The organism is Niveispirillum sp., assembly GCF_017996735.1.
Classification (GTDB): domain Bacteria; phylum Pseudomonadota; class Alphaproteobacteria; order Azospirillales; family Azospirillaceae; genus Niveispirillum.
The window spans coordinates 1-10,838 of record NZ_JAGOGJ010000182.1 but is presented as its reverse complement, the minus strand read 5'-3'; the positions used below and the strand labels follow the sequence as shown (position 1 = coordinate 10,838).

Here is a 10,838-nt window from a genome sequence, read left to right as displayed (position 1 = left end):
CGCTCTTACGAGCACTCCCAAGACCGTCCATTTCCAAAATCCCGACCATCCGCCACCACCAAAATCAGGGGGCGGCAGAATCTCAGTTATTAGACGTTCCGCAAGACGGGCTTCGGCTGACGCTTACAGTGATTGTTCTCATCCCGGTACTTGGGCTTGCGGTTGAAGAAGCCGGGGGCACGGCCAACTTGCATGCGGCCCGTCGCGCCCATGTCGCCACCGTAACGGCGCGCGAGGATGCGCGCGGCTTCTGCGCCTTCGTCCGCCGTCACCTCGCGCATGGGGCCGATGTCGATCCAGGCTTGCACATGACCGGGGCTGGTGCGGACGGCCAAGGCGACGGGAACGCCATCATCGAGCATTGCCTTCAAGCGCGCGTCGCCGTCCGCGTCGAAGTCCACCAGCACGTAGTTCGCGAAGCCGGGGCGGATGAAGATATCGGAGCCGTCGGCGTTCGCCGCTCTCAGGAACTTGATGGTGTCCGGGGCCAGCAACACGGCGCGGGTCCAGTTCCGCGTTGCCGGGCGGCTGCCGCGTTTGCGCGGGATGATGCGCACGTCATAGGCGCGGGACGGCAAGGCGTGGGTGAAGTCGCGAAGCGCGTCATGGGTCAGGCGTTGTTTCTCCGCAAGGTCCAGCATGCCGAACCCTCCCTCGCCCCGGTGCGCAGCGCGCGCCCGTCGGTGTTGCCGTCGTAGAAGCGTCGCGGGGCGGAACCCCAATCCGTGTACCGGCTTACCCGTTGCCCCGACTCGGATTTTCGATGGTGCGGGGCGCTATGCCGCCGCTCCCGTCCACGTCATGTCCAGATCGAGCGTCCGTGTTGCCGGTTGGTGGGGTGGCCCGCCATCACTCACGGTCGAGCGGCGGGTGATCCGTGTGACCGAATTGCGCCGCGTCTCCGTCCAATCGACGATGTTCAGCACGGCGGCATGCCGTCCCTGCTCCGCGCACCACGTCGCCGCATCCGCTGCCGTGATGAATAGGCGGTTGCCGCGACGATGTACGGCGGGAGCTTCACCGCGTGCGCGAAGCGCGTAGAAGGTGCTCCGCGCCGTGCCGGTGATGTCGCAGAACTCCGCCAACGTCATCACGGGCGCGCTGGTGGTGAGTCGCCCCAGGATGTTGGGCGCAGCCAACGTTTCCCAAGGATCGGGTTCGCGCCACGCGGCACCGCGCCATACCCGTTGCCCGTGAGACTTCGCGTGCGCGTACCCCATTGACCGCATCGCCCGCGCGATGTCGCGCACGGACGGCACCGGCAAGCGATGGACCGCGCACCAATCGGCGCAGCGTTCCGACACGATGCGGGATAGAACGCGGTCGGCGATGTTCGTCGCGGCCAGATGCAGCCGGACGAAGACAAGCGCGGTCGCCGCGCGAAGGGGAGCTTCGATCATCCTTCATCCTTCCACTTCGCCAGGATCATGCGGGCCTTGCGGCGCATCAGCACCGTGCGGCGAAGGCCGAGAGCGAGCGAACGCTTCCGGTACTTCTTGCGCAGAAGATCAAGGAGCGTCGGGGGAGGCTTCCGAAGCGTCGTCTTCATCGAATGCATCCTTCTCATCGTATTGTTTGTATTCACGAAAGCTTCCGGCTATTTCCGCGTAGCCGAGACCGTCGTTCAGGGGGCCGTTGTAGGCGTAATCCGGGTTGATTTCGTATCGAAGCAGCTCTTCGGGCCGACCGCCCTTCTTCCGGTGTTTCGTTGCTGTCGCTTGAGGAACTGTAACGGCGCGGATCAGCGAGTTCTTGGATAGCTGCTTCAAGGCATCGTAGACGGCGCGTGGTGTCGCGCCGACTGCTTCGGCAAGCTGTTCGCGGGTGAAGCTTTTGGTGATTGTGCCCGGTCGCCCGAGCGCGGCGAAAACATAGTTCCCGTCGCCGTCCGCCGGGGTGGGTTCGCCGGTCGCGTCGTCGAACAACAGTTCGGCGGACTTCCACCGACACCAAGACAACAGCCTCAAGAACACCAGAAGCGCACAATGAGAAAGCCGACGTTCGGAGAGCCGCCCGAACTCCGCAAGGAACGTACCTCGCAGCATGTTCGTTCTGAACTCGTCCGGCAGGTTGGGGATGTATCCCGTGCTGCGGATCACCGGGTGTCCGTCTTTGGTCCGCCGGATGGAGCCGTCGTCTTTCCGGTCCAGCTTCGGTGCTGGAATGCGGATGAGCTTGTCGTCTCCCCGCCGAGAGAAGGGGCGCGACATCATGGCTCCCTCTCATCGGGCTATCGGGCAGTTTTCGGAAGCCAGCTTCCGAAAATGCCGGGTTATCGGAAGAACCACGCAGAGGCGAGCCGAAAAGCCATGTGATATCAGCTGGTTCTTGGGTGAGTTGCGGATATACATACATATCCGCTCACGCCGCAGGCTGAGACGCTTCCAGGGTGTGCGCCTTGGCCCATGCGTCCGCCGCGTCCACGGGAATGAGCACGCGCCGTCCGACGCGCATGATCGCTGGCCCCTGTCGCCGCTCCCACAGGCGGTACAGGGTGGAGCGGCTCAGGTTGTAGGCTTGAAGGAACTGTTCAACGGTGTAGGCTCGCGGTGCCATGACACATCTCCCGCCGATATGAGCGGGGATGGTCACACCTCACCCGCCCACGGTTGATCCGTAGAACGGTGCGGGGTTGGTCCGAAAGGACGCTATCACCGGTACTCCCAAGAGGAAACATAACCGGTGTCGAGAACAGCATCAAGAATCAAAGTGATACATCCCGACATTTCTCGACAGCTTTCCTATTGCACCCTGTTGCGCTTCACGCTGCACTCTTTTCTTTAAGAATGACAACATTACCACTGACATTGCCTGCCATCGCATTTGCGATGCGACGTGAGACACGATCCGCTGCTTGCTTTGCCGGGTCTTGCGCGATGTGTGAGTACCGATCCGTTGTGCGTGCGTTCGCGTGGCCGAGCAATGCGCCCGTCATCGGCAATGTCTCGCCATTCGACACCGCTTCACTGGCGAATGTGTGACGCAGCGTGTGCGGCATGATGGTGGGCATCCCGGCAAGTTCCCGCACGCGCTTCCACACCCGCTTCAATCCCTGGAAATGCGACGAACCGCTTGTCGCCGGGAACACATAGTCGGTTCCGTCGTGACGCGGCAGCGTGCGCAGCAGTTCGAGCGCAGGCGCACCCAAACGGCGCACCGACTTGCCGGTCTTGGTATCGGCAAGGCGAAAGCATGAATGATCGAAATCGACTTCGCTCCACCGCAGCCCGCAAATTTCGTTGCGGCGACACGCAGTGAACGCCAACAGGCGGATGATATCCACGGCCATGCGGTTCGCGCCTTCGGCAGCTACCGTATCCAGCGCAGCGCCGATCTTGGACAGTTCGTCAAGGGACAGGAACGTCTCGCGTTTGTTGTCGGTGGGTTTCTTGGCGCTTTCGCACGGGTTCTCGGCAACGATGCGGTGTCGCTTGGCGAAGGCGAACACGCCGGACAGGTCGCGCACCACCTTCGCGGCTGCGCCGCGCCCGCCTTTGACGATGACGCGGGCACGCGGGCCAACCTTCTCATCCTTCGCCGTCTTGCCGTTGGTGACGGCGCGGATCATGCGTTCAACATCCGCCGGGCCGACTTCCGTCACCTTCTTCGTGCCCAACGTCGGGATAATGTGGTGCTGAAGTCGGGCCAAGGTGTACTTGCGCGTCAGCGGCTTCAGGTGCGACGTGCCTTCATCGGCGTAGATGTCGATCAATTGCGCGATGGTCAGTTCCTTGCGCTTGGCGGAACGCTCTCCCGCCGGATCGTCGCCCTTCGCGGCGGCTCCCAACAACTCCTTCGCCTTCTTCCGAGCATCCTCCATGCAGAGCGTGGGGTATCGCCCCACCGTCATGAACCGACGCGGCGCGGTGCGTCCGCCACCGTTCGCGCGATAGCGGATGATGAACGTCTTCGTGCCGCTCTTCTCGACGCGAAGACCGAAGCCGGGCAACTCGCTGTCCCACAGATCGTAGCGGGCTTCCTTCGGTGCGGCACCGTCAACGACGCGCTTGGTGAGTTTCTGCGAGGGGCTGGACATGGCCGTTCTCCGGTGCCGTGGTGGACACCATTGAATCATGGTGTCCACATGGTGTCCACCAAAATTGGAATGTTGGGGAATCGGCTGTGATAGGGTGGCACAAACAACGGTGTTAAATCAGCATGTTATGGACATGGGGAGACAACAGGGAACGCCGCGAAACAGCCGACAACAACCTTGCCAAGGTTGGGGTCGAGGGTTCGAATCCCTTCGCCCGCTCCAGACACGATCAAGATGATGCATCAAAGGCCGCCTTCGGGCGGCCTTTTGCATTTCCGGAATTCCGGATGCGCCCCGGTTCATGCCCGTTGCAGGAGTCGGATGCCGTGAGTGGTCGTCCGTAAGAGCTGATTCGAACATCAGGATACCAGTCGGAACGGCCTTACCAGCCGTACAGGACAAACCCGCCCCAAAAGCAAAACCCCCGCCGGCGGACCGGCGGGGGTTCTGTGTCGTGTCGGGGCCGTAACCCCGATCCAGAGAGGATCATCCCGGAAGGGAGATCACTTCATCTTGGATTCCTTGAAGGCCACGTGCTTGCGAGCAACCGGATCATACTTGTTGAATTCCAGCTTCTCGGTCGTCTTACGGGGGTTCTTCTTCTTCACGTAGAAGTAACCCGTGTCGGCGGTGCTCACCAACTTGATCAGCACGGTGTTCTGCTTAGCCATGATACCCTACCTGCGTCTGACTTGCGGCCACCGCAAGGACGCGCGGCCGATCCATATAAACCAGTTCCGCCGGAAGAAGACCCCCAGCGGCACAGCGGCGGAATCTACGCATCCGCCCCCGTCTGTCAAGGACAAAGACCCTACCTCTCCGCAACGTTGATGTGACGGGATGCGAGGGCTTGGCGATACAGCGCCGTATCTTCCAGCAAGGCGCGCGCCAAAGACATGGTCGCGGCGGTCGATGCCACGCTGTCGGCCGGCTTTGCGGGACAGGCGGCGCGCAGCTTTGCCAGGGCGTCGGCATCGTCGGGGGCGGCCAGACGGTTGCGGGCCAGCAGCGCCTGTTCGCCCCGGTCGCCGCGCGCCGCCTCGGCCAGCAGCGCCGGCACGCTGGTGCCGGGCAGGGCGGTACACAGGCTGGGCTGCACGCCCTGCCCGTCGAAACTGTAACCGCTGGGCGCGTAGATCCGGCTCCAGGTGATGAACAGTTCCCCGCCATTGGGCAATTGCGTCACATGCTGCACGCTGCCCTTGCCATAGGTGGAGGTGCCGACCAGCAGGGCGCGGCCGGCATCCTGCAGGGCTGCCGCCACGATCTCCCCGCTGGATGCCGTCTGCCCGTCGATCATCACCACCAGGGGCAGATCGGGAAAGGCGGTGGTGGGTTTCTGCGCCTCGAACCATTGGATGGAACTGGGGTTGCGGCCGCGCGTGGTGATGATTCGGCCCTGCGGCACGAACAGGTTCACCACGCCCACGGCCTGGACCATCACCCCGCCCGGATTGCCGCGCAGGTCCAGGATGACGCCGCGCACCGGCCCCTTGTCCAGATAGCGCTGGATGGCCTGGCGCACATTGTCCTGGGTGGCGTTATTGAAACGGTCGATGCGGATGGTGGCGACACCATCGGTCAGGCTGGCCTGCACCGTGTTGGGTACCAGATGGCGGCGGCGGACCGATACGCTGCGCTGTCGCTGGTCGTTCTGCCCGACCTTCATTTCCACCCAGCTTCCCTCCGGCCCCTGGATCAGGGCTGACAGCCGGTCATAGGGCAGGCCGATGATACGTGTGCCCGCCACTTCAAAGATGCGGTCGCCGACACGGATGCCGGCAGTGGCCGCAGGGCCGTCGGCGACCATGTCGGAGATTTCAAAGAACCCGTCGACGGTACGGATGCCGACACCGATTCCGTCATAGCCTTCGCGCTGCGTGCGCTCCCCCTGCGCCCGGTTCGGCTCGGCATAGCGGGAATAGGGGTCCAGGTCCGTCATCATGCCGTCGAACATGTCGCTCCAGACCTGTTCCCGCCCGCGCTGGGCAATGATGGGGGAGGCGGCGGTGATGGCGCGCAGCATGTCGGCCGTGGCATTGGCCCAGCGCTCGGGAATCATGTCGGCCGGCAGGGCCACGCGTGACAACTCCACCCCGTCGCGGGTCAGCAGCAGATGGCCGGGCACCGACACGATGCCCAGCGTGCGGTCGGCCGCCGCCACGCGCCGCAACCCGTCGCCCAGCAGGTCCGGCATGGAAGGTGGTTTCAGCGCATTGTCGATGATGGGGCGGAAGGCGACGGAAAACAGTTGTTCGGCCGTCAGGTTCGCAATGGGGGGCAGGACCTGCTGTTCGGCCCGGACGGTGCTGACACCGCCCAGAAGGCTGAAGACAACCAGCATCGACCCGAGCCGTGATGCCATGCGCGTTTCCCCCGTCGGGCACCGTCTCAATGGCGGCGCTTCCTCTGATGACAGAGTGCCGCAGGTCCATGGATGCGTAAAGTCCGTGGACGGGCCAAAAGGCTAGTTCGGGCGGGAACGGGCAGCCTCCACGCCCTTGGCGCCCATCGGAAGGGTTTACGCTACCGTCAGGCCGGCATATTGGTTGTATCGACCATGATGTCCGGTATGAGGGCTGCCATAATGACCAGCGATGTGGTCAAGGGACCTGCATCCTACTTCCCTTCGATCGAGAAGAAATATGGGCGCCCCATCGGTGACTGGCTGGATCTGGTGCGGCTGCGCCTTCCCGCCCGGCATATGGAACTGGTCGCCATGCTGAAGGAAGAACATGGCATGGGGCACGGCCATGCCAACGCCATCGTGGCCCATATACTGGCGTCGGCCGACAAGTAACCGATCGGCAGGATCAGGCCGGAATTCCACTGTCCGGCGGGTGCCGCCCCCCCTGTCCTGAGATCATGAATCCGGCCGGCAACAGCCGGAACGAATCGGCCTGCCATCACCAGGGCGCATTTGACAGGCACGCTGAAAAAGCGTGAATAAGCCCAAACTTGGTAGGCGTTGGTGCCATGTCCCCCAAATACTGGATAATTCCGCTGATGGCCGTGCCGTTGATGGCACTGGTGGCGCTTGGCCGCGCGCCGGCGGATACCGGTTTGGCCGTGCGCTATCTGCGTATCGCGGCCGATCCGTCGGGGGAGCGGGGCTTCGATGTGGGGGCGGCCCTGGCCTCCATGTTGTCGCGCCCGCCGGGCATGCCCGCCTGCATCGACGGCCGCGCCTGTGGCGTGCCCGGCCTGATCGCCCTGACACAAAGCCTGCCCGACCGCCGCGACATTGTGGAGGCGGTGGTGTCCGGTGCCGTGGAAACCGGTCTGGCGCCCGCCGACCGGATCTATGCGGCCCGCTGTTTCCCGGCTGCCGGCACCCGGCCGGCCGAACTGACCATCCTGGGCGAGATCTACAGCGAGGCGCTGCATGTGCTGGTGCGGGCCGAGGGCAACCTGAGCGATCCCGCGCAGTTGAAGGGACGGCGCGTTGCCATCGGCGTTGCCGGCTCCGATGAACGCCGGCTGGCGGAACGTATCCTGTCCGCCTATGGCTTGCGCCGGCAGCAGGTGCGGGGGGTGGAGATCGGCGGGGAAGCGGCGGCCCTGGCGCTGGCCGATGGCCGCATCGATGCGATGTTCCGCATCGCCGCCACCCCCGATCCGGTTGCCGCGATGGCGGTGACGGCGGGGGCGCGGCTGCTGCCGGTCACGGGGGATGCGGCGGGACGCCTGTCCGGGTTGCACCCGTTCGGCGCCCCCGGTTCCATCCCGGCGGGCACCTATGACGGTGACCAGCCCGAAGTGGCGACCATGATGCAGCCCGTGGCCTGGATTGCGGGTCCGGCGCTGGACCCCGCCCTGGCGGCCCAGTTGACGGCGGCCCTGGCCAGCCGGGCGAATCGGGAGGCGCTGCATCGGCAGGACCCCGATATGGTGTTGCTGCGCCCTGCGGCATTTCGCATGTCTGCCCCCCTGCACCCGGCGGCGGGAACACGCTATGGTGTGGATCCCATCGCCATGGCCTGTCCGGGCCAGAAGCCCCGGTGAGTGTTCGAGCCTATGTTCCTGCCGCAGGAGATCATCCGCCGTAAACGTGACGGGCACGCCCTGTCGGCCGATGATATTGCGTCCTTCATCGCCGGCCTGACGGATGGGTCGGTGTCGGAGGGGCAGGCCGCTGCCTTCGCCATGGCGGTCTGGTTCCAGGGCATGGATCAGGCGGAAAGGGTCGCTCTGCTGCGCGCCATGACCGGGTCGGGCACGACCCTGGACTGGTCGCGCGAAGGGCTGGGCGGGCCTGTGCTGGACAAACATTCCACGGGGGGCGTGGGGGACAAGGTCAGTCTGCTGCTGGCCCCCATCATCGCGTCCTGCGGCGGCTATGTGCCCATGATTTCCGGCCGGGGGCTGGGTCACACGGGCGGAACCCTGGACAAAATGGAAGCCATTCCCGGCTATGACGGGCGGCCTGACCTGCACCGGCTGAAAACCATGGTGCGCCGGGTCGGGTGCGCCATTGTCGGCGCCACGGATGAAATCGCGCCCGCCGATCGCCGTCTCTATGCGATTCGTGATGTCACCGCGACGGTGGAAAGTGTTCACCTGATCACGGCGTCCATCCTGTCCAAGAAGCTGGCGGCGGGCCTGAACGCCCTGGTGCTGGATGTGAAGTTCGGATCGGGCGCCTTCATGGAAAGCCCGGAACGGGCCCGCGCACTGGCCGAGATGCTGGTGGCCACGGCCACCGATGCCGGCCTGCCCACCCGCGCCCTGCTGACCGATATGGGGCAGGTGCTGGGCCATACGGCCGGCAACGCGCTGGAGGTCCGGGAATGCCTGTCGATCCTGGCCGGCGAAAGGCCCGACGGGCGCCTGTGGCGGGTGACCGAGGCTCTGTGCGGTGAAATGCTGCTTCTGTCGGGGTTGGCGGCGGATGCGGCGGGTGCTGCCCGGCTGGTGGAACAGGCGATCGCCACCGGTGCGGCCGCCGACCGTTTCGCCCGCATGGTGGCGGTGCTTGGCGGGCCACCCGACCTGATCGAACGGCCGGACCGGCATCTGCCCACTGCGCCGGTGGTGGTTCCGGTGTTCCCGGCGCATGCGGGTCATGTGGTGGCGCAGGATGTCCGCGCCTTGGGGCTGGCCGTGGTGGCGCTGGGCGGGGGCCGCACCCGGCCGCAGGACGGGATCGATCCGCGCGTGGGGCTGGATCAGGTGGCGCCTATCGGAACGGCCGTGGGACCGGATCGCCCGCTCTGTCTTGTGCATGCGGCGGACAGGGCTGCGGCGGATGCGGTGGTATGCAGCGTCAGGAACGCTTATGTGATTGGCGAAACCGCCGACGCGGCCGCCGATCCGGTGGCCGGAATGATCGGCGGACCCTGAGGACAGTGCCAGCCCGACCGGAGGCCCCATGATCACCATCGTCCGCGCCAAGTTCCACGGCATCCGTGTCACGGGCGCCGATCTGAATTATCACGGTTCCATCACGCTGGACCCCGAGCAATGCGCGCTTGCCGGCGTCTATCCGCTGGAATTCGTTGAAATCTGGAACAAGAACAGCGGCGCGCGGATTTCCACCTATGTGATCTTCGGCGAGCCCGGTTCGAAATGCTGCGTCCTGAATGGTGCCGCCGCCCGCACCTGCCAGAAGGGGGACGAGGTGATCATCGCCGCATCGGCCAGCATCACGCCCGAACAGCTTTACGACATCAAGCCGAAGGTCCTGACCTTCAAGCCCGACAATACGGTGGACCGGGTGCTTGAATATGATGTCTTCAAGGGGCCGGAGCGTGATTACGATTTCCGCACGCTGGACATCACCGATGGGCGCGACGCCGCAGTCACCCTGCAGGTTCCCATCCGTAGCTGAGACCGGGGGACGGGGGGGGGGCGCGCCGCCGCCGCGCCGGTCGGCGCGGATACCATCGGTCATGATTTCGTGCGCCTCAATCGCCGGCGGGCGCATCCGCGCCCTTGGCTACGCGGCATGGGCCGCGCGGCGGCAGTCGCCGCCGTACCATCGGTCAAGAATTTTGACCAATGGTATTATTCCCACCCGCCCAGCAACGGGCGCATGCGCAGGCTTTCCTTGTTCCGTACCCGCACCTTGCCATGCACATGGTCGGGCATGGCGTCGCGCGGGCCGCCCACGCGCACGGGCCGTTCGGCGAAGCGGCCCAGGCTGATCATGCGGTCATAGGTGACGATGGCGGCGGCCACCGAGACATTGACGCAGAATTTGGTGGGGATCTTCACCACATGGTCACAGCGGGCCAGCATGGCGGGTGACAGGTTGCCCCGTTCCGGCCCGAACACATAGGCCGCGCGCAGCGGGTGGCGGAAGCTGGGCAGTTCCGCCGCATCATCGGTCAACTCGCACCCAACAAGCTGACACCCCGCCGGCAGCGCCATCTCCGCGATCGATCCCCAACCATAATAGGGCACGTGATCGACGCCGCCCGACGTGTCGGTGACGCGCAGTTCGTTCATATCGACCACGGCATTCACGGAAAACACAAAGCTGGCACCGAACGCATGGCCCGTCCGCATGATGGTGCCCAGATTGCCGGACTTGCTGATGCCTTCGGCGCCGAGGGCGAAATAGCCGCGCATGATGACCTGATACTGAGAATGGGGAATTGTCGCGACTCCTTGCATGGAAAGGGCCGCCGGGGCAAGGTGCCTGCCCCCATCCCTCGCCTGCGCGCCGGTCATGCCCGATCCCAATCCGCCCCATATCCACGGCCCCGGCTGTGGCCACCATCATCCTGAATCCGGTCCTGCCGGTGCGGTGGCCGTGCGCCTGCCCGATGACAGCGCCAACCCCATCCTGGTCCAGGTG

At 64.9% G+C, this 10,838-nt stretch carries 13 protein-coding genes; 4 read left to right on the top strand and 9 right to left on the bottom strand.

Going from position 1 to position 10,838, the window contains the following annotated elements; translation table 11 throughout:
- Positions 1 to 89: 89 nt before the first annotated feature.
- From KBA48_RS30220 to KBA48_RS30185, 8 genes are all read right to left on the bottom strand, one after another.
- Positions 90 to 641 (bottom strand): DNA-primase RepB domain-containing protein, encoded by a 552-nt coding sequence (locus KBA48_RS30220; RefSeq protein ID WP_292912402.1) that lies wholly within the window; start codon positions 639 to 641, stop codon positions 90 to 92.
- Positions 642 to 776: 135 nt separating this feature from the next.
- On the bottom strand, positions 777 to 1,400 hold the full coding sequence (locus KBA48_RS30215) for an AlpA family transcriptional regulator (protein WP_292912401.1): 624 nt from the start codon (positions 1,398 to 1,400) through the stop codon (positions 777 to 779).
- On the bottom strand, positions 1,397 to 1,549 hold the full coding sequence (locus KBA48_RS30210) for a hypothetical protein (RefSeq protein WP_292912400.1): 153 nt from the start codon (positions 1,547 to 1,549) through the stop codon (positions 1,397 to 1,399). The genes KBA48_RS30215 and KBA48_RS30210 overlap by 4 nt, the downstream gene beginning before the upstream one ends.
- Positions 1,509 to 2,213 (bottom strand): helix-turn-helix domain-containing protein, encoded by a 705-nt coding sequence (locus KBA48_RS30205; protein WP_292912399.1) that lies wholly within the window; start codon positions 2,211 to 2,213, stop codon positions 1,509 to 1,511. Before KBA48_RS30205 ends, KBA48_RS30210 begins: the two co-directional genes overlap by 41 nt.
- Before the next feature lie 148 nt (positions 2,214 to 2,361).
- The gene (locus tag KBA48_RS30200; protein ID WP_292912398.1) at positions 2,362 to 2,556 is read right to left on the bottom strand and encodes a helix-turn-helix domain-containing protein; all 195 of its coding nucleotides are present in this window, start codon (positions 2,554 to 2,556) and stop codon (positions 2,362 to 2,364) included.
- Between the two features lie 205 nt (positions 2,557 to 2,761).
- Positions 2,762 to 4,036: a site-specific integrase gene (locus KBA48_RS30195; protein WP_292912397.1), complete on the bottom strand. Its 1,275-nt coding sequence runs from the start codon at positions 4,034 to 4,036 to the stop codon at positions 2,762 to 2,764.
- 503 nt (positions 4,037 to 4,539) lie between these two features.
- The gene (gene rpmG / locus KBA48_RS30190) at positions 4,540 to 4,707 is read right to left on the bottom strand and encodes a 50S ribosomal protein L33 (RefSeq protein WP_029012212.1); all 168 of its coding nucleotides are present in this window, start codon (positions 4,705 to 4,707) and stop codon (positions 4,540 to 4,542) included.
- Positions 4,708 to 4,847: 140 nt separating this feature from the next.
- A complete protein-coding gene (locus tag KBA48_RS30185; RefSeq protein WP_292912396.1) occupies positions 4,848 to 6,401 on the bottom strand; it encodes a S41 family peptidase in 1,554 nt (517 codons plus the stop codon).
- 222 nt (positions 6,402 to 6,623) lie between these two features.
- Between KBA48_RS30185 and KBA48_RS30180 the strand changes: the two genes are divergently transcribed.
- The 4 genes from KBA48_RS30180 (at position 6,624) to panD (ending at position 9,866) form a co-directional block, all read left to right on the top strand.
- Entirely contained in the window at positions 6,624 to 6,836 is a 213-nt protein-coding gene (locus tag KBA48_RS30180; RefSeq protein ID WP_292912395.1) for a DUF4287 domain-containing protein, read from the top strand.
- 206 nt (positions 6,837 to 7,042) lie between these two features.
- Complete coding sequence (locus KBA48_RS30175) at positions 7,043 to 8,041, top strand: TAXI family TRAP transporter solute-binding subunit (RefSeq protein ID WP_292912394.1); 999 nt, start codon at positions 7,043 to 7,045, stop codon at positions 8,039 to 8,041.
- Positions 8,042 to 9,379 (top strand): thymidine phosphorylase, encoded by a 1,338-nt coding sequence (gene deoA, locus KBA48_RS30170; RefSeq protein ID WP_292912393.1) that lies wholly within the window; start codon positions 8,042 to 8,044, stop codon positions 9,377 to 9,379.
- A gap of 28 nt (positions 9,380 to 9,407) precedes the next feature.
- Complete coding sequence (gene panD / locus KBA48_RS30165; protein WP_292912392.1) at positions 9,408 to 9,866, top strand: aspartate 1-decarboxylase; 459 nt, start codon at positions 9,408 to 9,410, stop codon at positions 9,864 to 9,866.
- Positions 9,867 to 10,042: 176 nt separating this feature from the next.
- On the opposite strand, the gene KBA48_RS30160 is transcribed toward panD, so the two are convergent.
- The gene (locus KBA48_RS30160; RefSeq protein ID WP_292912391.1) at positions 10,043 to 10,609 is read right to left on the bottom strand and encodes a TrmH family RNA methyltransferase; all 567 of its coding nucleotides are present in this window, start codon (positions 10,607 to 10,609) and stop codon (positions 10,043 to 10,045) included.
- Positions 10,610 to 10,838 lie beyond the last annotated feature (229 nt).